The sequence below is a fragment of the Psychrobacillus sp. INOP01 genome (genome assembly GCF_018140925.1).
Classification (GTDB): domain Bacteria; phylum Bacillota; class Bacilli; order Bacillales_A; family Planococcaceae; genus Psychrobacillus.
The window spans coordinates 600,594-626,085 of the sequence record NZ_CP073315.1; the positions used below are offsets into that span (position 1 = coordinate 600,594).

A 25,492-nucleotide genomic window follows, 5' to 3' on the forward strand; every position below is an offset into this window, starting at 1 on the left:
ACAGCCAATAAAATTTTCGACAATTTTTCCATTATAAACGCTCCTAAGAGATACTTGCACCAATAACAAATGATAACCCGACAGAAATAACTAGTGAGATAAATCCAATTGAACGATTATCCTTTTCGATTTCCTGATCAACATTAAAGGTCGGCGTCAAAAATTCAAATAACAAGTACGCAATAATTAGTAGGGTGAAACCAAATAAACCCCAACCAATCATTTCAAATAATGAATTATGTTGTTCAATGGAATACCTAAAAATATTACATACACCAAAAATTTTCCCGCCAGTAGCAAGTGCAACTGCTACATTACCTTTTCTTATTTCTTCCCAATTTTTATATTTCGTGACTATTTCAAAAATAACCATCGAAACGAGTAAGCATAAAATAACAACGCTAAAATAACCTGCAGACTCTACGAGTGGGTTTGACCAGAAACTTAGAAGCATGCTAAAAACCCCTTTTACACTTTTCCTTCTATACGGAGAGCCCGATAAAAAGTTTCATTATTAATTAATTATTTTAATTCAACAACTGTTACACCGTGACCACCTTCACCAGCCTCACCGAAACGATAGCTTTTCACACGAGAATGGTTTTTCAAAAACTGTTGTATAGCTTGTCTTAATACTCCAGTGCCTTTTCCATGAATAATAGAGATTCTTGGATAGTTTGCAAGAATTGCATCATCTAAATACTTTTCTGTACGCATTATAGCATCTTCATATCGTTCTCCACGGAGATCTAATTCTAATTTTACATGTGAGTCTCTACCACGGATTGAATTCACAGAAACGGTCTGTTTTTGTTTCTCTGGTTTGACAAATTCTAAATCTGATTCGTCTAGTTTCATTTTTAACATACCAATTTGAACAGACCATTCCGTGTTAGAGAGTTTCTCTAGCAGAGTTCCTTTTTGACCGAAGCTTACTACTTTCACTTCATCTCCAGCTTTCAACTCTTTAGCCATTTCATTTAACTTCTTTTGTTTCTTCAATACTGGATTATCTGGCAAAGCAGCATCTAGACGTTTTTTTGCATCGATCAATTCGTGTTCTTTTACGAGCTTATGAGTATTAGATTGCATTTTACGCAGTTCACTGATAATATCATCTGCTTCTCGACGAGCCTCATCTACAATTTTCTTTGCTTTGTCTTTTGCTTTTTGTTCTAATTTTTCTTTGCTCTGTTCCAATTCAGCTAATCTTAGTTCTAAATCTATTTTTACTTTACGTGCTTCTTCTAAATGAACTTCCGTTTCTTCGGCATCTTTTTCTGCTTGACGACGACTGTCCTCTAAGGATGCAATCATGGAGTTCACTTCTCCACGGTCTGTCCCCGTAAAGGTTTGTGCTTGGTTGATAATATATTCTGGTAATCCAAGTCGCTCGGATATTTCAAAAGCATTACTTCTACCAGGAACGCCTATAAGCAGTTTATAAGTTGGACTTAGAGTTTCTATGTCGAATTCGACACTTGCATTAGCAACACCAGGTCTGTTGTATCCATATGCCTTTAGTTCAGGATAATGTGTCGTAGCCATTACTCGGGCGCCTGTCCCATGTACTGCATCCAATATAGAAATTGCGAGTGCCGCACCTTCTTGTGGATCGGTTCCTGCTCCAAGCTCATCAAATATAATCAATGATTTATCATCATATTTTTTTAATATATCGACAATATTAACCATGTGAGAAGAAAATGTACTTAGACTTTGCTCAATAGATTGCTCATCTCCGATATCTGCAAATACTGATTCAAATAACGCCACTTCAGAGCCATCCAAGGCAGGAATAGGAAGTCCACTTTGTGCCATTAATGTACAAAGACCAACTGTTTTCAGTGTAACCGTTTTACCACCAGTATTCGGTCCAGTGATTACAATAGTTGTAATTTCTTTCCCGAATTCGATTGTATTTGGCACAGCTGTCTCTATTGGAATAAGTGGATGTCTTGCTTTCACTAAACGGATATATCCTTCGTTATTAATGATTGGCATCGTACATTTCTGGGCTTGACCGTATTTTGCTTTAGCTAATATAACATCAACTTCTCCCAGTACATTTACTAAAAGAAAAATGTCATGCCCCACTATTTCTACCTCAGCTGTCAATTTGATGAGAATACGATTAATCTCTTCCTGTTCCTTCACTTTTAAGCTTCGTATATCATTGTTTATTTGTACTACTGCTGAAGGCTCTATAAACAAAGTTTGTCCCGAAGAGGATTGGTCATGGATAATCCCACCGTAATGACTACGATATTCAGACTTAACGGGAATAACATATCGATCATTTCGGATTGTAATAATCGAATCTGAAAGCATTTTCGCAGCATTAGCCCCTCTTGTATAGCTTTCTAGTTTTTCACGCACACGACTAACTTGAATGCGTAATTGCTGGCGAATAGAGCGTAATGTACTACTAGCGCTATCTAACACTGAACCGTTTTCATCTATACAATCATTAATTTCATGTTCAAGGGCAGTTAAAACTGGAATATCCTCTTTTATCCTAAGGAAGTGAGGAATTTTAACATCCTCCGATTCCGCTACATTTTCTAAAAATTGGCGTAATATTTTACTTGCACGTATAGTACTTGCAATCTCCATTAATTCCGTAGGGCTAAGCATACCTCCAATTTGGGCACGTTTAGCATGAGGTCGGATATCTGTCATCCCCCCCATCGGAACATTCCCACGTAATCGAAGAATTGCCATACCTTCATCCATTTCCTCTAACAGCTTCGTTACTTCTGTAAACTCAACTGAAGGTATAAGTTTATCTATATGGCTTTTTCCAATTGAAGAAGTACAGTAATTCGAAACTTCTTCTCGAATTTTATAATACTCTAAAGTTCTAAGTGCTCTTTCAGCTATCAACCGAGGCACCTCCTATTTATTTCTGATATATTCCTTAAAGTTCTCAAAGGACCAAGTGTTCACGATATTGTCTTTATGCAACCAGGCTTTTTGAGCATATCGAACACCAATATCCATATATCTCAGCTGATCAATATGATGAGCATCCGTATTAATGGCTATTGGAACACCCTTTTCTTGCGCTAACTTTAAATATTCTGTGTTTAAATCGAGACGATAAGGATTTGCATTTAACTCCAAAATCTTGCCATATTCTTTTGCCCATCCGATAAGAGTTGGAACATCAGGATTATAACCATCTCTCTGTTCGATTATTCTTCCAGTTGGATGTGCAATCATATGTACATACGGATTTTTCACTGCCGTTAAGAGTCTTTCCATAATCTTTTCTTGAGGCTGACTAAAACTAGAATGGATAGAAGCTATCACAAAATCTAGTTGCGAAAGCACATCATCCTCAAAATCGAGTGAGCCATCCGGTAGTATATCCATCTCGGTACCAGTAAGTATTTCAATATCTGTGTATTTTTCATTAAGCTCATGTATGATGTCAATTTGGTTTAATAATCTTTCTTTAGAAAGCCCGTTAGCTACTTTTAAATAGTGGGAATGATCCGTAATCACCATATGTGAATAGCCCTTCGTACGGCAAGCTTCTACCATTTCTTCTATAGAGTGAGCCCCATCCGACCAAGTAGTATGCATATGAAAATCGCCTTGTATATCTCTTAGCTTAACTAATGAAGGTAGCTGATCTAGCTTGGAAAATTCCGATCCGTCTTCACGAACTGTTGGAGGTATAAAAGGTAAATCAAAATAAGCATAAAAATCTTCTTCGGATTCAAAATGCTCCACACTTCCATCTGGTAGCTCAACACCATATTCACTGATTTTCTTACCCTGGTCTTTTGCGATCTGACGCATTTTAATATTATGGTCTTTCGAACCGGTAAAATGATTTAATGCAGAGGCATACTGGTTTAACTCCACAAGTCGGAAATCGACATCAATCTCCACTTCCACATCTAGAGTTACTGAAACTTTCGTATCTCCAGCAGCAATTATCTTCTGTACAGGAAGTACTTTTAATAATTCTTCCCTAACCGCTTGTGGTGAACTTGTAGCGATTATAAAATCGATATCCTTACTCGCTTCTTTTACCCTTCTGAACGATCCAGCAACAGAAAACTTATCAATTAATGAAATGGACGAAAGTTTGTGCTCAATTAGCTCTACGATAGGTTCAATTTGCCAAACAGCAGTTCGTTCCGGTTTAGATTGAAGGTTTACTATTTCTAATAATATTTTCTCTTCTGTCTTCTTAGCAAACCCGGGAAGACTCTGAACTTTTCCTTCTTCACACGCAATCTTCAATGCGTCAACGGAGTCAATATGTAATTCCTTATAAAGCTTAGCAATTTTCTTACCGCCAAGTCCTGGAATTTTTAGCATCGGTAGTAAACCACTAGGAACTGTTTCTTGTAGCTCCATAAGCAAAGAGGATTCACCAGTAGTGATTAAATCCTCTATTACAGCTCCAGTTGCTGCTCCAATCCCTTTTAAAGATAAAATATTATCCATTTCGGATAGACTTCTGTCATCTAATTCTAGAACTTGTGCAGCTTTTCGAAAAGCAGATACTTTAAAAGGATTTTCTCCTTGTAATTCCATATATAACGCAATTTTTTCTAAAGTTTTAATAATCGTCTTCTTATCCAACGATAACACCTCTTTCATTTCAATTAACTAATATAGCTAACTTAAGTAAAATCGGACAAAAACATGCCCGTTCCTTTAAGTTCAAAACCTGTTTCTATTGTTTTCGAAGGGCTTTGGACAGACGTTTTGCTATATTTTTACCGAGTGAATTTTTAGTGATATTGGTTGTGACGGACGTCAAAACCAATATCACTCTTTGTCGGTAATCTTATGGCGTTCATCTGTCCGTCACCCTCCTACAAACTCTTAGAAACAGGTAAGTGCTTTTTGGGATAACTAAAGAAAAGATACTGTCCTATTCATAGAGGGGATGACAGTCTAGGTACGCGACATCGTGTCGCAACGACTGCCTGACCCGCATCACGCGGGCCCCGAAGATGCAATTTCGTTCGTTATTTCACTTCTTTATTTAGTAAACAATTACTATTTCACTGTATTTCCACTAGTATAAAAGAAAATCTACTTTTTTCATCCTTCATTACAGAATAGTATCCTAATTCAACAGATGATCTTATCAATATATTAACTTTGACTACTATTACCATCTAAGCGATAGCCTTTACTACTTCTTATAGTTTAGTACTACACATTACATTGATTGTAGTGAAAGATGGCGACTCCGACAGGATGTTGGTCACGAAGGCGTTGCGCTCGCGTGGTGGCGTTCTTAGCCATCGTTCCTTTGTCTCCACCTGAAACGGAAATCAGCTGTATTATTCATTCTTAAAAGTCCCATGGACCCAGTGTTCAATGGAAACTTTTATATACTTTCTTAATCTTTAAAAAAACTTCCCTCTACCGAGAGAAGTTACTTTTCAATATAAATATACCACCAATTTTTAACCATTTCCGATAGGATCGGGGTATGATCTAACATCCATCCGGTTAAAACTGAACCTGATATTAAATTTTGGATAAAATCGATTGGTAAAAGAGCAAACACATATAGTAATACAAATAAAATAAAATAAAATTCGATAAGTCCTAAGATTGCACCTACAATATTGCTTACAAAACCTAAAATAGGTAAATACTTTAAAAAATCAAACATAGATGCAATCATTTGCAAGGCAAATTTCACCACTATAAAAATAAGCGCAAAGGCAATAATTCGATAAAATGTTTGAGCCAAATCTAAACTTTCTACTGCAATTGTCAATTTAGAACCAGCAGTTACAGCAGGAAATGGAATCCATAAAACAAATTTATCTGCAAGTGGTTTATAATAAGAGTAAGCTACTATTAGTGCGATTATAAAACCAGTCATGTGGATCAGTTGAACAATCAACCCACGCTTTGCGCCAGTTATTAAACCGCCCACAAGTAATATTAATATAATTATATCTAACATATTTTCAGTCCTTTAACCTTTTCAATTCTTCTTCAAGTAGCTCTAATTGTTCTTTTACTTTTATGTAATCATGTACAGTATTTACAGCTGTGAGCACTGCAAGCTTTGCAATATCTAGCTGACTATTATGTGAATGTATTTCTCTCATTTTATCATCCACTATTGAAGCTACTAGTCTCATATGGCCTGAAGATTCAGAACCTACCATTTTATAATTCTGTCCGTATATATCAACCGAAATTCGTGTTTTTTCTTGTTCTGACAAAGCCATAACCCTCCTCAGAAAATCCTAATACTAATAATAACACGAAATAGATTACGATGTGAAGAAAGGAACGAACGAATGTCAAACGAAGTCTTGTTAATGAAGCCAAATGAAATAGAAAAAGTAAAATCTCATTATATGAAATTTAAGGTGGAACGCTCTGCTCCCGGTGTGGTATTTGCAGCAAAGCTATTAGATACAACAATAACTATCTATAAATCAGGCAAGGTTATGTTTCAAGGAAACGGTGCTACACGGGAGGCATCTTTATGGGGTACAAGTGCCAATAAAACAATAGTAACTAGTGTAACTAAGGGTGATATTTTACCTCCTAACTTTTCTTCTTTATCCGTTCTAGGATCTGATGAAACAGGAACTGGAGATTATTTCGGTCCAATTACGGTTGCAGCTTGTTTTGTAAGTAGCGAGCAAGTTGAGCTAGTCAAAGAATTAGGTGTCAAGGATTCTAAAATGTTAACAGATGATGTAATGCGTAAAATGGCGCCCGACTTAATGGCGACTTTAACACATAGCGTCCTAGTGTTGAAAAATGAAAAATACAATGACATTCAGTCTCGCGGGTGGTCCCAAGGAAAAATAAAAGCACTTATGCATAACCAAGCACTTAATCATGTGTTGAAAAAAATGGGTACTGAAAAACCAGCATTTATATTAATAGATCAGTTTGCGGAGCGTAGCATTTACTATAATCATATTAAAGCGGAGAAAGAAATCATACGTGAAAACGTATTGTTTTCTACAAAAGCTGAGCAGCTTCATGTTTCAGTTGCAGCGGCATCTATTATAGCAAGATATGCATTCTTAAAAGAAATGGATCGTCTAACTGCACTAGCAAATACCACGATACCAAAAGGAGCGAGTGCAAAAGTCGATGAAATCGCCGCTAAGATTTATTTGAAGTACGGAGAAGAATTTCTTAAGTCGATAACAAAATGGCATTTTGCCAATACACAAAAAGCGATTAAGCTGATAAATAAGAAAAAATTTTAACATTGTACTTATAAAACGAATCACTTCTCCTCCTATGGCCCCGCTCATCGGCAAATTAGTACAGGTAACACAGAGCCTTAGTAATGCATAACATGGATATGGATAAGTACATGTTTAAATAGCGATGGAGGATTGAATATGATTAGTTTTCAAAGTTTTCATGGTACTGTTACCATGATTAGTGATTTTATGATAGGGTCTAATGGTGAAGGAGAAGGTTGTTATACATTAATGTCCGTAGATAACGGCAATGGAGCTTCAGTAAATTTCGTGGTGTCTCCCACTACTTATTTTGTAGACCATGTAAAGGTAGTAGTAGGAGATCGGGTGACTGGGTATTATGATGCAAATGCACCTGTTCCTCTTATTTTCCCACCTCAATATCGAGCACTTGTCATAGTTAAAGATAATCCAAATCAAAATGTAAAAGTAGACTTCTTTAACAGCCAGTTTGAAAGTAGTGATGGTCAATTAAAATTAAATATATCACCATATACTCCAATATTATTGACAAACGGGCAAGCTTTTACAAGAAACCCCGCAAACCGAAATCTGATCGTTATCTACGGTCCTACCACAAGAAGTATCCCTGCTCAAACCACACCCTATGAAATTATTGTTTGGTGTTAAACATTATAGATAAGCATAGTTAAATTTAAATAGTGAGATATAAATTAGGGGGGGATTCTTCATCCCCCTATGTTACAAATTTAACTGTTTCGAATGTGAACATTTTCTATCATTACATCTTGCGAAGAATACAATTCATTAGTGCAATTTAATATTACTTCTGTTGAATGTTTCTCTGATTCTACAAATGAAATTAATTGTTCTCCAATAGTTATTAGGATTTTACCGTCCTGTTCACTATAATTCTGAAAAAGGGCTCTAATAATTTTTTTATCGCTTTCTGTTAACATGCCATATATCATTACTTCTACTATCCCATTAATATGTTTATCTTTACTATTTGGCACCATATATTTTTGCATATAAACTTTACTTTTTTCATCGTTAAGTTGTTGTAGAAAGAATTGAACAGGGATACCTTCAAACTCTGATAAATATGAGTTTTTCCAAGGCATTGTTTTACTAAAAAGATTGAAGAACCATCTGAACTTTAATGGTTCAGGTTTTGAAACTTGAATGTTTTGTCTAACTAGATTTTGATATGTAGTTTCTATATCCTCCACTTCTAATGCAAAACCTATAAGACCCCTGTGCCCTCTTAGGTATTTTTCTGTCCAGCTTTGTATCCATCCTCCACCGTCTGGCGTTTTAATTCTGACCAATTCAAAATACTCATTTCCAATCCATATATTCGATACTTTAAATCCATTTGTTCCTTTCCCCCATTTTGGCTCATATGGTAAACCTATTGAACGAATTCTATCTATCATATTTTTATCTTCCTGAACATCTTTGCTAACATTCATAACTAAATGGTCGATTTTCAACTAAACTCCCCCTAAATAGTTAAAACTACAACAATTGCAGGTGATCTTCGACTTGATTGAAGATTATCCATTCACTTTTCTCGCTTCATTCATAACTCTTTGAACAAGTTGTTCCACAGTCTCAACTCTAGCAAGTTTCGCATTTTGACCAGCCCATAGTGACATATATTCTTTGTTATTTTGATGTGCAGAAGCTTTTCGAATCGATTGGGTTAGTGCATTTTGTATTGGAAAGTTTGGAATAGTGTCTTCGTATTCTCCCATTTCCATAATAAATTTATTGTTAATGCCTCTTGCCCATTTTCCTGAAAATGTACGAGTTAATGTCGTATCCCCATCCTTCGAATGCATGATTGCTTCTTTATGTAAAGGATGCGCACCACTTTCTTCACAAGTCAAAAAAGCAGTGCCCATTTGAACAGCCTTTGCTCCTGAACATAATGAAGCCATTAGTCCCCGTCCGTCCATAATGCCACCAGCTGCAATTACTGGAATATTTACAATGTCTGCAACTTGTGGAATCAAAGTCATCAAACCGATTAAGCTTTCCTCATGATCACCTATAAAGTTTCCCCTATGCCCTCCAGCTTCACTACCTTGCACAACCACCGCATCCATTCCAAGCTTTTCAATAGAGATTGCCTCTGCCACAGTCGTAGCTGTTCCAATCGTAGTTACATTGTGTTGTTTAAATTTTCTCATGACATCAGCAGTTGGAACACCAAATGTAAAGGAACAGATTGGTACTTTTTCTTCTATTACTACTTGTATCTGTTGCATATATGATTGAAAACCATCTTCTACACTTGGAAGAGTGACCTTTTCTTCTTGTATGTTTAGTTGCTCACGGTATCGGTTTAATAAACGATTCGCTATTTCTATCTTGTTTTCCGAGATTTCAAATTCGCCAGGGACAAATAGATTTACACCAAAACTATTCGAAGTTAGCTCCTTTACCTCTCTGATTTGCTCTCTTAATTGGATTGGACTTATATATCCTGCTCCAATCATTCCGAGTGCTCCGTTATTGCAAACAGCAGCTACGAATTTCGAAGTAGTAATTCCACCTGCCATTGGAGCTTGAATAATTGGAAAGTCTATTTTTAATAGGTTAGTAAAATTATTCGTAAACATATTTTGCCTCCGATTTCATAAAAAAGAGTAGGAAACTATTAATGATGATTCCTTTATTCAGTTGAAACTACAATATTTGTGAGGTTTGATTTTATTAATTTTCGTAGTTTCATGGTCCGTCCTTTATAATAATCTGCATCTCTAATTCACTGTTTTTAATCCAATTCAAATACTCTTCTTTTCAGTTCCCTTATACCACTTAATGGCTTGTTGTTCAATCTCCTTGGCTAGATTTTCTTTTCCATTAATATAGGCGTCAATGTCGTATGGAAATTTCTCAGCTAATGCTTTTTTTAAATCTCCGTATTTTTTTGCAATAACCGGGTGCACTCTCAAAAAATCTCGAAAAGCAAGATGTCTTTCAATTTCACGATTGCCCAGTTCATAAATATGTACATGATGCGTCCGATTATCTCCTCCTTTTTGGAAGTATCTACGACCAGAAAGTCCATTTTCACCTTTTGGTTCATAGCCGATTGCAATCATTGCTTCGTTATATGCATCTATTTTTGTTATATCTCGTACAACGGGCATCATATCGATAATTGGCTTTGCACTCAAACCATTTACAGACGTGCTTCCAATATGATGAATCATTTGAATTTCTAAACCAAAAATCTTTTGGAGCAGTATTGCTTCTTCATCAAACTTTTTCTTCCAATCAGTTGAATACTTTTCTACTAATACTTTACGTTTATTCATTTTTCACCTCTTGCAAATGTTCTTCTAACAATTCTTTATGGATCTTCGAAAAACCAAGCAACTTAAATTGGTCTTCCTTAATACATGTAGTAATTCTAGTTGCTTCCTCCCATGCTACATCATACATATTATGATTGATACTTCCACTTTCAAGCGCTTCTTCCAGTTCATCTTCATCCTGTTGAATAACCTCTCCTGTAGGCAATACGATAATATCTAGAAACAAGTCATCCCACCAAGGAACATTATTTTCGATTCCTATTTCATAACATATATCAATATACCACTGCACTATTTTCCCACTAGCATCGAACATCGTAGTGACGGAATAATTTTTCCCTATCGGAAAATGCTGTAGCCACATGTAATTATCATCTACAATACAAATTCTTTTTTCCCCGTACTGTACCCATAGTGGCTCTGTAACCTTTTTCATATTTAATAATGTGATATATCCTGTAAATTCTTTTTTCTCTACATAAGATTGTGTGTACTCTCTTTGAATAATTCGTTTCCAATCTGAGCGATTGCCGTATCTTCTAAACATCTCTTTCCCACATCCCCTATTTTTTCCGCTCATTTCCACGTTTAAAGTTCCCAGTGATTTTTGCTAAAATTAATTGCTGTTCCTTATCATTTTCTGTCTCTTCTATTCTTTTTAAAAACTTATCTGCCTCTTTGCCTTTTAATATTTTCACACGCTTCCCATGAAATTCTATGAAAACTGTATTATCCTTAGAAATCTTATAACTGAATGGTTTTTCATCTAAACGATTTCTTTTGTCTATTCCATCCACCAAATCACCCCCATACTTCATTACTTTTTACATTCTCTTAAAAATGTTTTTTTCCTCCTTCTAATATAAATATCTGAATTTAGTATTATTCCTCTAATAATCCGTACAATTCGCTGATAAAATCAGTTACAATGAAGGGAATCATTTCGGTTTTACTTAAGGAGAATTTATTTGAAGGCACATGTTTTATTAAAAGGATATAATTTTTTATTTTTTGGTTTACTTGCACTTTTTATTCCTTTTTTACCTGTTTATTTAGGCGAACAGGGGTTATCTACGAGTGAAATAGGAATTATTATTGGGACCGGCGGTTTTGTGACGTTATTTGCCCAGCCTTTATGGGGTTTTATAAGTGATAGAACAAAAACTATTCGTAAAGTGATGCTTCTGCTTGTTTTTTTGACCGCAGTTGCCGGATACTTTTTATTTAACTCCGATAGCTTCGTGTTACTTATTATTTTTGCTCTGTTAGTGTATTTTTTCCTGATGCCACTTGATCCATTAACAGAGAGCTTAAATTTTACTGTTTCCGAAATGGCTCGTATTAGCTATGGTTCCATTCGCACATATGGAGCTCTAGGCTATGCAGTTTTGTCTTTAATAGCTGGATTCGCAATGGACTATTTTGGGGTAAGCAGTCTATCGATCTTATTTGTTTTATTGGGAATGCTATCGTTTGGAATTGTTTGGTTCATGCCTGATGTACATGCCTCGGCTAAACCGGTGACTATTGAGGGGTTAAAAACAGTATTACGAAACAAAGAAATGCTTCTATTTTTAGCATTAGTATTTGTAAGTTCTGTACCTGCTCGAATGAATGACACATTTTTAGGTATTCATATTAAAGCACTTGGGGGAGATACGTCCTTGGTGGGAATCGCCTTTTTCTTGGCAGCTACTAGTGAAATCATTATTTTTGCTCTTAGTTTTTGGTGGCTAAGAAAAGGTAAAGAATTGGAAATCATTACGATAGCTACGTTTTTTTACTTCTTACGTTTTTTTGTATCAGGTTTTATAACTAGCCCGATTGCTCTCACAATATTACAGTTATTGCAGATGTTAACGTTCCCTATTTTTTACACTGCTGCAATTCAGTACTTGTATAACATTATGCCAAAAGAATGGCGTGCTACGGGACAAACTGTTCTAGCATTATTATTTTTTGGATTATCTAGCATTATTGCTTCTTACGCAGGCGGATTTCTCTATAAAGAGTTTGGTGGGCATACATTTTATTTCATCATTTCAGCGTTGTCCTTCATTGGAGTAGTTTTTGGCATACTGTTGACTATTCGTAAGCAAAAAATTAATGTATGATTATTTTCTTTAAAAATGGGTATTAAAAATACATAGCCTTAAAATTAGTACCTTTTACTAAACTTTCTTTATTTTAGAAAGAGATTTTGGTGGGAGGTGATTAATTGAGAAGATCCTATGGGGTAAAAAAGTTGTCTTCTTATTTAGATACAGTTGGATACCCACTTACTGAAGAGGAAATAAACGATCTCATCATTAACAAAGAGATTCCTCACTTAAGACCAATGAAAGATATGATCGTCTTTAATTTGGATCATATTGATTGGTGGATTAATCAGAAGCAAATTTCTCCAAAATGAAAAGCCCTGCAAATGCAGGGCTTTTCTTTTGTCATATCAACTCATTTCACTAGATCTTATCATAATATCTTTTGAAGGTAATAGTTTTGAGAATAATATTGTCAGTATTACGGATGCAAGTACTCCCCATAAAATACCTAATATTAGGGAGAATATTGCTCCAGAAACTATACCGATTCGAGCACCCCAAACAGAAACTCGGCTATTCTTCGTACCCATTACAAAAGTAGAGTTTCTATTATTTTTCCAGATTAACCCTACAATTAATACAGGTACCACTCCTCCTCCTGCCATAGAGTATGCTAAAGAAAACAAGTCAATAATAGAATCCGCCCAAATAGCAGTAATGATAGTGAACATGCCGAATACAACAACACTTGCTCTTGTTAGCTTGAGATAAAATATATCTTCCTTTTTTTTCATATTCGGAATCACCAAATCATTGATGATTACAACAGCAGCAGAATGAAGTAAAGATGAAGCGCTGGATATAGCAGCCATGAAAATCATTATAAAGAAGGCAAGAGCTGCTAGCTGCGTCATTTCTTCTAATATCAACCACGAAATAGCATTATTTGCATCAAGGGTTGGATTTATAATCTTAACTACCAATCCACTAATAGTCGCTAGAGTCGTAAAGATAATTGCTACAATTCCACTTATAAGCATGGCACGACTTGCTGACTTTGAACTTTTGGAAGCAAAGCAGCGTTGCCAATATACTTGAGCAGCTAAAACACCTAAAGTTCCAGTTACGAAAAGTGTTATAACTTCTATTACAGATAGATTCATTTGAACTAGTTCACTTGATCCTACATCGGCCAAACCAGCTTTTAAATTTGAATAACTAAAATCAATTCGATTAAATATTTGAAAGTAGAACCACACCGCTATTCCAATGAGAATAGCTCCTTGTATAAGGTCTGTCCACACAACGGAGTACATCCCACCTACTGCTGTATAAATAATAAATACTGCAGAAAATACTAGTATCATTAGAATTGGATCAGTGCCCGTAAAGGTGGAAAACAAAGCACCCATACCCATAGCCTGCCCACTTACCCAAGCAATCATAATAGATGAAGTCAAAATTGCGACCAGACTACGAGTAAGGCGGTCACGCACTATTAAATCATCCATCATTTCTGCCAATGTTTTATATGTAAATTTAGCCGCAAAGCCTGCAAATACTATTGCAAATAGTATCTTTGCTCCCTGTTCCCCAACGACAAAAGGAATATTCGCTATACCAATCTCATACCCCTTTGTAGAGTGACCAACAAAATTCCCGACACCCATAATCGTCGCAATATCCGTAAATAATAGCAAGAAAAAGGGTAGTGATCCTCCGGCAATTGCATAATGTGCAAAACTAGCATCTGCCTTTTTTTTGAAAAAAAATGACATTCCGATAAAGAATAGTGATAATACTATCGTAAGTGTCCATGTCCAAAAGCTCAAACCCATGAAATCCCTCCTTTCGGAACTATTCCCTGTGTACCACACAATTCAAACACTATTCTGAATTTAATTTAATAATTTAATGCATATAAAGCTTGTAGTAAAAAAAGCATACGAAAAAAGCAGCACCATAGTTTGGTACTGCCCTTACATTATTTTATATTATCCTCTAAGCTCTGCTCCTACTTGTTCAGCAAGTGCTTTCAATACTTTGTTATGTGCATTTACTACTTCTTCGTCCGTAAGGGTACGCTCTGGATCGAAGTATGTTAGAGAGAATGCAACCGATTTTTTACCTGGCTCCATTTTTTCTCCTTCATATAAATCGAATAGATGTACATTTTTCAGTAATCTTCCACCCGAAAGTTGAATAATTGCTTGAAGCTCACCAGTAGCTTTTTCACTGTCTACAACTAGTGCAATATCACGTGTAATTGACGGGAATTTAGAAACAGGTGCATAATATAATGCTTCTACTTCTTTGTTTAGCACTTTTGCTAAATTCATTTCCACCACATATGTTTCTTTCAAATCACGAGCTTTTTGCTCAGATGGGTGTAATTGAGCGATTAGTCCGATTTCTTCTCCTGCTAACTTAATAGAAGCTGTACGTCCAGGATGTAAGCCATCTACTACTGCACGCTCAAATGTAAGCTCATTTGTATGTCCAAGAAGGTCCATTAATCCTTCCACAATTCCTTTTAATACAAAGAAATCCACTGCTTTTTTCTCACCTTGCCAGCTATGGTCTAACCATTTACCAGAGATTACTGCTGCTAGATGCTCTTGCTCATGAGGTAAACCTGATTCTGTTTCACCTAAGAAAACTGATCCTACTTCATATAGTGCAACTGTATCCGCTTGACGAGCTGTATTATACGTAACAGCTTCAAGTAAATGCGGGATTAGACTTTGGCGTAGGATGCTACGTTCTTCACTCATCGGCATTAATAATTCTGTCACTGGAGCAGTTTCTAAAGCAAATTTCTGTGACATTTCTTTGGAAGTTAATGAATACGTAATTGCTTGATATAGACCAGCACCTTCTAAGTAGGCACGTACTTGACGACGTTTTGCTTGATATGATGATAATCCGCCTGGTTTGGATTCCTCGACTGGTAATGTCATTGGAATTTCATCATAGCCATACATACGAGCAATTTCTTCTATTATATCTTCTTCGATTTTAATATCCTGGCGACGAGTTGGCGCTTTAATGTACAAAAGACCGTTTGCTGCTTGGTAATCAAATTTTAATCTAGATAAAATAGATGTCATATCCTCTAAGGAAATCTTCATCCCTAAACGGTTATTGATAAAGTCTGGAGATACAACCACTTCAATAGGAGTTTTGTCTAGCTCATCAACAATCACAGAACCCGCCAACACTTCTCCTCCTGCAAGCTCTGCAAGAAGGCTTGCTGCACGCTCAGCCGCAAGAATTACACGATTTGGGTCGACACCTTTTTCAAAACGTGCACTCGCATCACTGCGTAAGTTATGATCTTTTGATGTTTGACGAACAGAACCACCTACAAAGTATGCTGACTCGATTACAACGGTCGTCGTTCCATCGTGAACTTCTGAATTAGCTCCACCCATCACACCGGCAATTGCAACTGGCTCATTTCCATTTGTAATAACTAAGTGATTCGATTTCAAAGTACGTTCTTGATCATCAAGGGTAACAATTTTTTCTCCTTCACCCGCAAGACGAACAACAATTTCTTTTGTTTCTAGACGGTCATAGTCAAATGCATGAAGTGGTTGACCGTATTCCATTAGTACATAGTTCGTAATGTCTACTACATTATTATGTGGGCGAACTCCAGCAGCCATTAAACGATGCTGTAACCAAAGTGGTGATTCTTTTACTTGAATATTTTTCACAACTTTAGCAATATACATCGGATTTTCTTCGATTGCATCTACTTTAAGATTTAAGTAATCCGTTGCTTTTTCATTACTCTCAGAATAGGCTGCTTCTGGGTATTTCATATCTTCGGATAAAATTGCGCCAACTTCATACGCTACACCAAGCATACTCAATGCATCCGAACGGTTTGGTGTTAATCCAAGCTCTAAAACAACATCATCTAAACCTAGTAATGGAAGAACACTTTCCCCAGGAACTGCTGTTTCGGGAAGAACATAAATCCCATCAGCATATGCTTTAGAGACTAGTCGTCCTTCAATCCCTAATTCTTGAAGAGAACAAATCATACCGTTCGATTCTTCCCCGCGAAGCTTAGCTTTTTTAATCTTCATGCCCCCTGGAAGTACTGCTCCTGGACGAGCAACGATTACTTTTTGCCCTGCTTCTACATTAGGTGCTCCACAAATAATTTGTGTAGTTTCTTCACCAACATCTACCTGACAAATATTTAGTTTATCTGCTTCTGGGTGCTTAACTTTTTCTTTCACATAACCAACGACAACATTTGTCATTCCATGAGAACGATCAATTACTGCATCTACTTCAATACCTGCACGCGTGATTTTCTCCCCTAAATCTTTTGGATCTAATCCTTGTGTATTTACATATTCTGATAACCATTTCGTCGAAACTAACATGTCAAATTCCTCCTTACACTTCTGTTCGGTGGAATTGCGATAAGAAACGCACATCATTCGTATAGAAATGACGAATATCTTCCACTCCATATTTCAACATTGCAATACGTTCTGGACCCATACCAAATGCAAATCCAGAAAGCTTTTTAGAATCATAGCCAGCCATCTCTAAAACGTTTGGATGAACCATACCAGCACCTAAAATCTCGAGCCAGCCTGTTTTCTTACAAACGTTACAGCCATCGCCACCACATTTAAAGCAAGAAATATCCATTTCCACAGAAGGCTCCGTGAATGGGAAAAAGCTTGGACGTAGACGGATTTCACGGTCGTCCCCAAACATTTTCTTCGCAAATATAGAAAGAGTACCTTTAAGATCACTCATGCGAATATTTTCCCCGATAACAAGTCCTTCAATTTGTGTAAATTGGTGTGAATGTGTCGCATCGTCACTATCACGACGATACACTTTACCAGGACAAATAATCTTAATTGGTTGGCCTTCCTTTGCTTCCATCGTACGAGCCTGCACTGGAGACGTGTGTGTACGTAAAAGAATATCCTCTGAAATATAAAAAGAATCCTGCATATCACGAGCTGGATGACCTTTTGGTAAATTCAATGCTTCAAAATTGTAATAGTCTTTCTCTACTTCAGGACCTTCAGCAATCTCATAACCCATGCTTATAAATAAATCTTCAATCTCCTCTACTACTCGAGTAAGTGGATGATGATTTCCAGTCTTCACGGGACGACCTGGTAAAGTTACATCAATAGATTCTTTTTCTAATTGCTCATTGATAGCCTGTTCTTGAAGTAATGTCATACGCGCTTCTAATACAGTAGTTACCTCTTCACGAACGACATTTACTAGTGCTCCCATTATTGGACGCTCTTCTGCAGGAAGTTTACCCATTCCTTTTAGTAGATCCGTAATCGGTCCTTTTTTCCCTAAGTAGGCAACACGCACGTCATTTAGTTCTTTAACGTTGCCTGAAGCTTCAATTTTTTGTAGTACTTCTTCTTTTAACTGTTGAAGTTGTGCTTCCATGTTTATATACTCTCCTTTTCGACAAAATAAAAAACCCCGCCCCTATAAAAGGGACGAGGACTAATTTCGCGGTACCACCCTGATTATTGCACTAAGATAAGTGCAATCACTCAATTCGACTAACGGCTCTACACCGGCACACCTTTACAGCAATTGCTGGTCCCGGTGGCAGCTAGCGGGGTGAACTTCTATATGCATTCTCCATTTACACTTTCAGTCAAGGTGTAAAATCCCTCAATTTCGAATAATCATATATACTTTTCCCGATTACAGCTTTTATTTATCAAATTAAATCTATTATACGGACTTTTTTATTTTTGTTCAAGTCTGTTTTATTCAGAAAATGTAGAAAAATAATAGTCCTACTACATTGCGCACACAACCTATAAAGTAGTATTTCCGTTTCAGGCGGACGCTTTCCGCGGGGTGAGCGATGAGCCATCACCACAGCTCAAGCGTCCGTTGTGATGGCTCATCTGTCTCACTCATCCCGCTGGAGTCGCCGCCTTCCACTTCAATCAATAAAGCAATTAGCAATTAGAAAAATAACAGGGTCCAAAATTATTTTAACGTAAGTCCGTATAAGAGAATTCCCGTAGCTACTGCGACATTTAATGACTCTGCTTGTCCTAATAAAGGAACGATAATATTTTGGTCGGTTTCCTCAAGAAGATCTTTACTAATACCACTTCCTTCATTTCCGACGATTAACGCAAATGATTCTTCTTTTTTCACTTCATTATAAGGTGTAGAATTTTCAAACGCTGTACCATAGACGGTTACTTTTCGTTCTTTCAACTTTTCTACCCAATCAGAGAGATTACCTTTAATGATTGGCAAATGAAAGTGAGATCCCTGTGCCGAACGCAATGTTTTTGAATTATAGGCATCTGCTGATCCTTTTCCAAGAATAACAGCATCAAGACCAGCCGCATCTGCGGTACGAATCATTGTGCCGATATTCCCTGGATCTTGCACCGCATCTATTAATAATATGCGATTCCAGTTAACATGCTCTTCTTCATTCACAGTTTGTTGCTTGCAATGCGCAAATATACCTTGCGTATGCTCTGTTTCGGCTAGCTCTTTTTTTATCAAATCATTTATTTCTACAACTTCCATATTTTCTATATCCCAATTTTCCGGAACTTCAGCTGTATCGCTTATCATTATAGTGAGTACATTTTCTTTTTGCTTAATAGCTTCTTCTACTAAATGATATCCTTCTATAATGAATTCTCCTGTTTTGTCTCGTTCTTTTCTAACACTTAATAATTTTTTCCAATGCTTTACTAGAGAATTTTGGGGAGATTCAATTCGTTTCATATATATGTAACCGCCTTTTTTATTTTAGTGTAACAAAATCATGTATAGCTTGCGAGAGTTTGGGGAAGATAATTGCGAGGAGTGATGAAAATGGATTTTCAAATTAGAGAAGCTATTACTGCTAATATGAAAGGTCATACGGCAACAGACATTCGAGGTGTAGTAGAAGACGCGATTCAAAGAGGCGAGGAACATTTACTGCCTGGGCTAGGTGTGTTCTTCGAAAAATGGTGGAACATGACAGACGAATCGAACAAACAATCCGTATTGAGTGAATTGGCAACTGCGTTTGCAAAATGATGCAATCCCGTGAAGAAATTGAATTCTTCGCGGGATTTTTCATTTTTTAAAAAAATATTTCAAAAATTACTAAACCGCTTACAATACTATCGTGTAGCATTCTCTCCAAATATACAATATATTAAATTACTTTTATATCCACAAATTACAATAATATAAGTTTACCTTTTTATAATTACTGCTTATAATTGTTTTATTGGAATCATTGTAAATATTCTAATAAATTTATCAATATATTAAAGAGGCGAATAATAATGAGTAAATCCATCGAAAATACGTTAAACGAATTAAAGAAATTTTTAAACGATGAACAGATTTCGGTCAATCTAACTGTAAGAGAGTTACATAGTAAAGATGAGTCGTATCATGAAGCAAGTCTTCCTGACATAGTAGTTTTTCCAAAAGAAACGGATGAGGTTAGTAAAATTTTAAAGACTGCTAACAATCTTCATATACCCGTCGTTCCTTTTGGACGCGGTTCAAGCTTAGAAGGTCATGTAATCCCCTATGACAATGGAATTACAATCGATTTTTCATTGATGGACAAAATATTGGAAGTCCGTGAAAATGACCTGCTAGTAAAGGTGCAACCTGGTGTCACACGAACACAATTAAACAAAGAGCTAAAAAAATATGGATTATTCTTCTCTGTAGATCCTGGAGCAGATGCGACACTTGGTGGTATGGCAGCAACAAATGCTAGTGGCACAACGACTGTCAAATACGGAGTGATGCGTGATCAGGTACGTGATTTAGAAGTTGTCCTAGCGGATGGCACTGTTATACACACAGGGAGTCTAGCAGCAAAATCAGCTTCTGGTTATCATTTGAATGGGTTATTTGTAGGTTCTGAAGGGTCACTAGGTTGTTTTACAGAATTAACCTTAAGAGTATACGGGATACCTGAATTCACAACAGCAGCTCGAGCAGTCTATCCGACAGTTCAAAACGCAGTAGAAGCCGTTACTTCTATTTTACAGGCAGGAATTCCAATCGCTCGCGTGGAATTGGTCGACGAGGAATCTATCCGACAAGTAAATCGTTTTAGCGAAACGAATTATGCTGAGAGACCGACATTATTTTTAGAATTTGACGGCAATGAAGAAGGTTTAAAACAAGATGTCGAGTTTACAAAAGAAATAATGGAAGATCACGGCTGTGAAGAAATCCAATTCGAAACAGATAATACAGCACGTACTAAGCTATGGGACGCAAGACATAACTTAGCGTATGCGTATATCCACGGAAATGTCGGCAAAAAAATGATGGTTACTGATGTGTGTGTACCAATCTCTGAACTAGCCGATGCAGTGGTTTTCGCACGTAAGGAATTAAATTCCCTTGGTCTTATTGGCGGTCTTACTGGTCATGTAGGAGATGGTAATTTCCATGCGATAATAATGATTGATATGAATGATGCTGAGGAGGTTGCAAGGGCAGACAGTTTTAATGAAAAAATAGTGCATTATGCAATAGATCGTAACGGAACTTGTACAGGAGAACATGGGGTTGGTATTGGTAAACAAAAATACCAAGCTATTGAGCATGGAGCAGCTTTACAGGTGATGGAAAAGATTAAAATAGCCCTTGATCCTAACAATATATTAAATCCACAAAAAATCGTAAAAATAGAAAGTACTGGTGAATAAGATGAAAGTTTTGGAATCTATCAGTAATTTGGCAGGTAAATATTTTGCTCTACTAGTAATTATAGTAGGGGTAGTGGCATTCTTAGCTCCTGAAACGTTTTTACCATTTGGTAAGTATATTACGATTTTACTAGGTGTTGTTATGTTTGGTATGGGCCTTACATTAAAGGCTGTCGATTTTAAATTAATCGCAACACACCCTAAACCAGTTATCATCGGCGTTATAGCACAATTTGTTATAATGCCACTTACCGCTTTTGCAATTGCTTATATGTTAAATTTACCTGGTGAGTTAGCCGCGGGACTAGTATTACTTGGTTCAGTACCAGGAGGAACCGCTTCTAATGTTATGGTATATTTAGCAAAAGGAAACGTGCCACTATCGATTACGATGACATCTTTTTCAACACTGCTTGCTCCTCTATTAACACCAGCATTATTGCTTTTATTTGCTGGACAGTGGATGCCTGTAAATGCAGTTGAAATGTTTATGTCAATCGTTCAAGTTATAATTTTCCCAATCGTACTTGGATTAATCGTGAAAAAATTGTTTCCAGTTGCCGTTGAGAAAAGCACAAATGTTGTACCTTTAATATCCGTGTTGGCAATAATAACTATAGTTTCTGCTGTTGTTGCAGGAAATGTAAATAATATCGCTTCTGCTGGTTTGTTAGTATTCTTAGGAGTATTTTTGCATAATGGAGCAGGTTTATTGCTTGGCTATTATGCCGCAAAACTGATGGGATTATCTGAGCTAGATCGTCGTGCTATATCTATCGAAGTAGGTATGCAAAACTCTGGTTTAGGTGTTGCTCTAGCAGGTGCACACTTAGGACCCCTTGCAGCTCTTCCAAGTGCATTAGGTGCTGTATGGCATAATATTTCTGGACCGATTTTAGCAACGTACTGGTCAAAACGTCCAGTTAAAGAGGAAGTTAATAAGGAAGTTATTATCCTAGAGAAAACTCCATCTCAAATATAATATAGCTCAGAAAAAATGCTAAAAACGTCTTCTTAAAATATGCTCAGAAGCTTTATATAAAAATAAAACTGCTTTACTAGTCATAAATGACTGTAAGGCAGTTTTATTTTTCACCTAATTTTCGTTAACTACTGAGGTAATTCTATTTCAAATGCTTCGTATGTGACGGGCTTTGGATACTTAAATGTACCTAACTGTAATCCTTCTTGCTCATTAGCTTTAAATACTTGTTTAAAGCTGTTGCCTTCTATTCTTTCTGCAAAAGGAGCATCCTCTAGCATTAAATTATTTCCACTTGCGTCCTTTAGCCAGATTGGATTTCTATATAGTCTGTTATCGTATATTTCATCACTTTGTACATCAAAGTAGACGATTGTTTGATCTTTTTTATACTGAATATCTTTAATAAGAATATTCCCGAAATCCCCTTGACTTAGTGTGAAAGGAATTTTTTTATTCAAATCTACGCTTACTTCTTCTAATCCACCATTCGGTTCTGCAAATGTATAAGGAATAACGCTCACTTTTTTTACTCCTTCTTTCAAAGGATTAAAAAGAAAATCAAGTTTAGCTTTTATCATTCCATCTTCTGTATCCCCATGGCCACTACTGCTAAATGCATCTAGAACATTTTCATGTTCATCTACTACAAAAAAGTTTAAATCAAATGGATCTATCTTTGACTCTTCTTCCCTAGCTATTACTTGAACTGCAAGATCAGTACCAGCAGGCCCAAGTTTCAAAGATGATATTTTCACTTCTGCTTTATCAATCGTTATTACTTTCTCCGGTCTAATAACTGTCACTTTATTTGATTGTTTCACTGGAAAGTTAAACTCCCACTTTCCTGGAACAAGACCAATTGCGTCGATTCTAATACTGATATCAAATTCTTCTGGCAGTTCTTCAGTTGGATTTATATCCATCATTCCTTTGTACTTCTGTGGCGTAACAAAATCTCCTGAAGAACTAGAACTAAAGTTAATTTCTTTTCCATTGACTTTAATATTCGGTCTTTCCAGTTCACCAATAGCAAATAACGACTCTTGGGTATATCCAAAGGTTAGTCTGGTTCCATCATAAAAAATTTCATTCATCGTTAAGCTAATTCCGTTATCTTTTGCCGATTGATCTACAACTTGTGTTAATCCTTTTTGCCCTGCTATTTTTAACCCTTCATCCTGCACGTCATTAAAAAATGCACCTATAATTGGAACTTGTGCAGCAATCTTAGCCATAGCAGGAGAGACACTAGCTGTACTTATAAAAATTCCAATAATTAATATTGCTGCACTAACAAAATAGAATGTCATTCTTTTTATAGATTTTTTCTTTTTAGTTGGTTTTAGCGTATTAGAAATGATGGAATCGAGCTTATCCAATGGAACTGATATTTTGTCCATTTCTTTTTTTAGATCTGGCCATTGTTTACTCATTTACACATTCCTCCTTCAGCTTTTCTCTTAAAAGATTAACTCCCCGATGTATATTAGTCTTCACTGTACCTTCCGGGTATTCTAAAAAATCCGCTATTTGCTTAATGGTATAATCCCTGTAAAAACGTAAGATAAGTACTGTTTTATATTTTTCTTCTAGCTTCATAACTTCTTGAAGTAAATCTGGATCTTTTTCAGGTGCTATATAAGGATTTACTTTACTCTCTAAAGCTTCTCTATCGATAGGGATTACTCTGCTCTTCTTTTTGATAAGATCTAAGGCTGTATTAATAAGAATACGAGTCAACCAAGTGGCAAAGTAACGTTCGTCTTTTAAGTTTTTTATAGAAATAAAAGATTTATATACAGTTTCCTGAAAGACCTCCAACGCATCCTCTTCGTTCTTCATGTACATATAGGCCATTTTGTAAAGCTTCACTTTTTCTTTTTCAATCAGTTCTTGAAATGCCTTATGATTCCCCTTCTTAGCCCTTTGTACCTTCTTTATATCGGACAATTCATAGCCCCTCCTTTCTTATAATCATTAGATATTCTAGGTATGTAAAACGTTTCAACTATTTATTTTTATGTAATTTTATCTTAGAAATAAAAAAATTATTAATATTACAGAGCCTTAAAGGTAACTATAGATAATATTAGACAAATAATAAAGAGTGATTCAGCGTCTCCCGAATCACTCTTCCTATGTAGTGATGAAGTTATCCATCTTGATAAACGACATCACGGTATATATAATTCCAAACAAAGAGACAAACCCTGTCTTCTCCATTTGTTAATACTTAATTTAAGCCATTACTGATGCAAGTACCGCTTTTTGTGCATGCAAGCGATTTTCTGCTTGTTGGAAAATATACGAATTCGGACCATCAATTACAGAGCTTGCAACCTCTTCTTCACGATGAGCTGGTAAGCAATGTAAAAACATATAATCTTTTTTTGCATTTGCGACTAACTCATCATTAATTTGAAAATCTTTAAAATCAGCAAGTCTTTTAGCTGCTTCTTCCTCTTGCCCCATCGAAGTCCATACATCTGTATATACAACATCTGCATTTACAACCGCTTCTACAGGGTCGTTGGATACAAACAACGAGCCACCATTTTCTAGAGCAATAGCTTTAGCTTTTTCTAGTATTTGCTCACTAGCTTCATAGCCAACAGGAGTTGCTACGGAAATATGCATTCCCATATAGGCTGCAGCTATGACTAGTGAATGTGCGACATTATTTCCATCACCTATATATGCAAGCTTCAGTCCTGAAGTGTAACCTTTCACTTCATGAATCGTTAAAATGTCTGCAAGTGCTTGGCATGGATGAAATATATCTGTTAATCCATTAATGACAGGAATACTAGCATGCTCGGCAAGCTCTTTAACCATCTCATGTGAGTTTGCACGGATCATGATTCCATCTAAATAACCAGACAATACATGCCCTGTGTCATATACAGATTCACCACGACCGATCTGTAAATCACGTGCATTCATGAACATACCATTACCACCTAATTGTTTCATACCTACTTCAAAGGAGATTCTTGTACGAGTCGAATGTTTTTCAAAAATCATACCTAATGTTTTACCTTCAAGTAAAGGAGGACATTTCCCAGCCTTAGTCAATGTCTTCAACTCAACAGCCAACTGGATTAAGCTGTTAACCTCCTCCTTTGAGTAATCTAAAAGCGTCAATAAGTCTTTCCCCTTTAAACTATCCACTACTTTTAAATTCACCCATTCAAGTAACTTCATTTAT

Annotated in this window: 24 protein-coding genes and 1 other annotated feature; of the genes, 7 read left to right on the forward strand and 17 right to left on the reverse strand. The window is 36.3% G+C overall.

Annotation, left to right across the window (positions count from 1 at the left end):
* Positions 1-43: 43 nt before the first annotated feature.
* From KD050_RS03065 to zapA, 5 genes are all read right to left on the reverse strand, one after another.
* Positions 44-454, reverse strand: coding sequence for a DUF350 domain-containing protein (locus KD050_RS03065; RefSeq protein WP_211894799.1), 411 nt, complete (start codon positions 452-454; stop codon positions 44-46).
* 68 nt (positions 455-522) lie between these two features.
* A complete protein-coding gene (locus tag KD050_RS03070) occupies positions 523-2,886 on the reverse strand; it encodes an endonuclease MutS2 (RefSeq protein ID WP_211894800.1) in 2,364 nt (787 codons plus the stop codon).
* Positions 2,887-2,898: 12 nt separating this feature from the next.
* A complete protein-coding gene (gene polX / locus KD050_RS03075) occupies positions 2,899-4,605 on the reverse strand; it encodes a DNA polymerase/3'-5' exonuclease PolX (RefSeq protein ID WP_211894801.1) in 1,707 nt (568 codons plus the stop codon).
* A gap of 808 nt (positions 4,606-5,413) precedes the next feature.
* On the reverse strand, positions 5,414-5,956 hold the full coding sequence (locus KD050_RS03080; RefSeq protein WP_211894802.1) for a CvpA family protein: 543 nt from the start codon (positions 5,954-5,956) through the stop codon (positions 5,414-5,416).
* 4 nt (positions 5,957-5,960) lie between these two features.
* Positions 5,961-6,221, reverse strand: coding sequence for a cell division protein ZapA (zapA, locus tag KD050_RS03085; RefSeq protein ID WP_211894803.1), 261 nt, complete (start codon positions 6,219-6,221; stop codon positions 5,961-5,963).
* 78 nt (positions 6,222-6,299) lie between these two features.
* On the opposite strand from zapA, the gene rnhC reads away from it, so the two are divergent.
* On the forward strand, positions 6,300-7,232 hold the full coding sequence (gene rnhC, locus KD050_RS03090; protein ID WP_211894804.1) for a ribonuclease HIII: 933 nt from the start codon (positions 6,300-6,302) through the stop codon (positions 7,230-7,232).
* A gap of 138 nt (positions 7,233-7,370) precedes the next feature.
* Entirely contained in the window at positions 7,371-7,862 is a 492-nt protein-coding gene (locus KD050_RS03095; RefSeq protein ID WP_211894805.1) for a hypothetical protein, read from the forward strand.
* 80 nt (positions 7,863-7,942) lie between these two features.
* On the opposite strand, the gene KD050_RS03100 is transcribed toward KD050_RS03095, so the two are convergent.
* The 5 genes from KD050_RS03100 to KD050_RS03120 form a co-directional block, all read right to left on the reverse strand.
* Positions 7,943-8,689 (reverse strand): VOC family protein, encoded by a 747-nt coding sequence (locus tag KD050_RS03100; protein ID WP_211894806.1) that lies wholly within the window; start codon positions 8,687-8,689, stop codon positions 7,943-7,945.
* A gap of 63 nt (positions 8,690-8,752) precedes the next feature.
* Positions 8,753-9,823: an NAD(P)H-dependent flavin oxidoreductase gene (locus KD050_RS03105; protein WP_211894807.1), complete on the reverse strand. Its 1,071-nt coding sequence runs from the start codon at positions 9,821-9,823 to the stop codon at positions 8,753-8,755.
* A gap of 165 nt (positions 9,824-9,988) precedes the next feature.
* Entirely contained in the window at positions 9,989-10,525 is a 537-nt protein-coding gene (locus tag KD050_RS03110; protein ID WP_211894808.1) for a GrpB family protein, read from the reverse strand.
* A complete protein-coding gene (locus tag KD050_RS03115) occupies positions 10,518-11,072 on the reverse strand; it encodes a ribonuclease FAU-1 family protein (protein ID WP_211894809.1) in 555 nt (184 codons plus the stop codon). The genes KD050_RS03110 and KD050_RS03115 overlap by 8 nt, the downstream gene beginning before the upstream one ends.
* Before the next feature lie 16 nt (positions 11,073-11,088).
* Positions 11,089-11,322, reverse strand: coding sequence for a hypothetical protein (locus KD050_RS03120; RefSeq protein WP_211894810.1), 234 nt, complete (start codon positions 11,320-11,322; stop codon positions 11,089-11,091).
* A 171-nt stretch (positions 11,323-11,493) separates the two neighbouring features.
* Between KD050_RS03120 and KD050_RS03125 the strand changes: the two genes are divergently transcribed.
* Together KD050_RS03125 and KD050_RS03130 are read left to right on the forward strand one after the other, a co-directional pair.
* Positions 11,494-12,639 (forward strand): MFS transporter, encoded by a 1,146-nt coding sequence (locus KD050_RS03125; protein WP_211894811.1) that lies wholly within the window; start codon positions 11,494-11,496, stop codon positions 12,637-12,639.
* Between the two features lie 104 nt (positions 12,640-12,743).
* Positions 12,744-12,938 (forward strand): hypothetical protein, encoded by a 195-nt coding sequence (locus KD050_RS03130; protein ID WP_211894812.1) that lies wholly within the window; start codon positions 12,744-12,746, stop codon positions 12,936-12,938.
* Between the two features lie 36 nt (positions 12,939-12,974).
* Here the strand turns inward: KD050_RS03130 and KD050_RS03135 are convergent, their stop codons facing one another.
* The 4 genes from KD050_RS03135 to KD050_RS03150 form a co-directional block, all read right to left on the reverse strand.
* The gene (locus KD050_RS03135; RefSeq protein WP_211894813.1) at positions 12,975-14,405 is read right to left on the reverse strand and encodes a sodium:solute symporter family protein; all 1,431 of its coding nucleotides are present in this window, start codon (positions 14,403-14,405) and stop codon (positions 12,975-12,977) included.
* A gap of 156 nt (positions 14,406-14,561) precedes the next feature.
* A complete protein-coding gene (gene pheT / locus KD050_RS03140; protein ID WP_211894814.1) occupies positions 14,562-16,973 on the reverse strand; it encodes a phenylalanine--tRNA ligase subunit beta in 2,412 nt (803 codons plus the stop codon).
* A 13-nt stretch (positions 16,974-16,986) separates the two neighbouring features.
* Complete coding sequence (gene pheS, locus KD050_RS03145; protein WP_211894815.1) at positions 16,987-18,024, reverse strand: phenylalanine--tRNA ligase subunit alpha; 1,038 nt, start codon at positions 18,022-18,024, stop codon at positions 16,987-16,989.
* Between the two features lie 46 nt (positions 18,025-18,070).
* Positions 18,071-18,304, reverse strand: a binding site (T-box leader).
* Between the two features lie 281 nt (positions 18,305-18,585).
* The gene (locus KD050_RS03150) at positions 18,586-19,350 is read right to left on the reverse strand and encodes a TrmH family RNA methyltransferase (RefSeq protein WP_211894816.1); all 765 of its coding nucleotides are present in this window, start codon (positions 19,348-19,350) and stop codon (positions 18,586-18,588) included.
* Between the two features lie 90 nt (positions 19,351-19,440).
* Between KD050_RS03150 and sspI the strand changes: the two genes are divergently transcribed.
* From sspI to KD050_RS03165, 3 genes are all read left to right on the forward strand, one after another.
* On the forward strand, positions 19,441-19,650 hold the full coding sequence (gene sspI, locus KD050_RS03155) for a small acid-soluble spore protein SspI (protein ID WP_090564172.1): 210 nt from the start codon (positions 19,441-19,443) through the stop codon (positions 19,648-19,650).
* Positions 19,651-19,904: 254 nt separating this feature from the next.
* Positions 19,905-21,299 (forward strand): FAD-binding oxidoreductase, encoded by a 1,395-nt coding sequence (locus tag KD050_RS03160; protein ID WP_211894817.1) that lies wholly within the window; start codon positions 19,905-19,907, stop codon positions 21,297-21,299.
* 1 nt (position 21,300) lies between these two features.
* On the forward strand, positions 21,301-22,281 hold the full coding sequence (locus KD050_RS03165) for a bile acid:sodium symporter family protein (protein ID WP_211896191.1): 981 nt from the start codon (positions 21,301-21,303) through the stop codon (positions 22,279-22,281).
* A gap of 128 nt (positions 22,282-22,409) precedes the next feature.
* On the opposite strand, the gene KD050_RS03170 is transcribed toward KD050_RS03165, so the two are convergent.
* The 3 genes from KD050_RS03170 to argF form a co-directional block, all read right to left on the reverse strand.
* Positions 22,410-23,717: a DUF4179 domain-containing protein gene (locus KD050_RS03170; RefSeq protein WP_211894818.1), complete on the reverse strand. Its 1,308-nt coding sequence runs from the start codon at positions 23,715-23,717 to the stop codon at positions 22,410-22,412.
* A complete protein-coding gene (locus KD050_RS03175) occupies positions 23,710-24,234 on the reverse strand; it encodes a sigma-70 family RNA polymerase sigma factor (protein ID WP_211894819.1) in 525 nt (174 codons plus the stop codon). Before KD050_RS03175 ends, KD050_RS03170 begins: the two co-directional genes overlap by 8 nt.
* 288 nt (positions 24,235-24,522) lie before the next feature.
* Complete coding sequence (gene argF / locus KD050_RS03180; RefSeq protein WP_211894820.1) at positions 24,523-25,488, reverse strand: ornithine carbamoyltransferase; 966 nt, start codon at positions 25,486-25,488, stop codon at positions 24,523-24,525.
* Positions 25,489-25,492: the final 4 nt, after the last annotated feature.

Excerpts from the sequence above, each read along its gene's own strand:
- KD050_RS03065 (WP_211894799.1), bottom strand. The coding sequence starts at position 454 with ATGCTTCTAAGTTTCTGGTCAAACCCACTCGTAGAGTCTGCAGGTTAT.
- KD050_RS03080 (WP_211894802.1), bottom strand. The coding sequence starts at position 5,956 with ATGTTAGATATAATTATATTAATATTACTTGTGGGCGGTTTAATAACT.
- rnhC (WP_211894804.1), top strand. The coding sequence starts at position 6,300 with ATGTCAAACGAAGTCTTGTTAATGAAGCCAAATGAAATAGAAAAAGTA.
- KD050_RS03095 (WP_211894805.1), top strand. The coding sequence starts at position 7,371 with ATGATTAGTTTTCAAAGTTTTCATGGTACTGTTACCATGATTAGTGAT.
- KD050_RS03105 (WP_211894807.1), bottom strand. The coding sequence starts at position 9,823 with ATGTTTACGAATAATTTTACTAACCTATTAAAAATAGACTTTCCAATT.
- KD050_RS03110 (WP_211894808.1), bottom strand. The coding sequence starts at position 10,525 with ATGAATAAACGTAAAGTATTAGTAGAAAAGTATTCAACTGATTGGAAG.
- KD050_RS03115 (WP_211894809.1), bottom strand. The coding sequence starts at position 11,072 with ATGTTTAGAAGATACGGCAATCGCTCAGATTGGAAACGAATTATTCAA.
- KD050_RS03135 (WP_211894813.1), bottom strand. The coding sequence starts at position 14,405 with ATGGGTTTGAGCTTTTGGACATGGACACTTACGATAGTATTATCACTA.
- pheT (WP_211894814.1), bottom strand. The coding sequence starts at position 16,973 with ATGTTAGTTTCGACGAAATGGTTATCAGAATATGTAAATACACAAGGA.
- pheS (WP_211894815.1), bottom strand. The coding sequence starts at position 18,024 with ATGGAAGCACAACTTCAACAGTTAAAAGAAGAAGTACTACAAAAAATT.
- KD050_RS03150 (WP_211894816.1), bottom strand. The coding sequence starts at position 19,350 with ATGAAACGAATTGAATCTCCCCAAAATTCTCTAGTAAAGCATTGGAAA.
- sspI (WP_090564172.1), top strand. The coding sequence starts at position 19,441 with ATGGATTTTCAAATTAGAGAAGCTATTACTGCTAATATGAAAGGTCAT.
- KD050_RS03160 (WP_211894817.1), top strand. The coding sequence starts at position 19,905 with ATGAGTAAATCCATCGAAAATACGTTAAACGAATTAAAGAAATTTTTA.
- KD050_RS03165 (WP_211896191.1), top strand. The coding sequence starts at position 21,301 with ATGAAAGTTTTGGAATCTATCAGTAATTTGGCAGGTAAATATTTTGCT.
- KD050_RS03170 (WP_211894818.1), bottom strand. The coding sequence starts at position 23,717 with ATGAGTAAACAATGGCCAGATCTAAAAAAAGAAATGGACAAAATATCA.
- argF (WP_211894820.1), bottom strand. The coding sequence starts at position 25,488 with ATGAAGTTACTTGAATGGGTGAATTTAAAAGTAGTGGATAGTTTAAAG.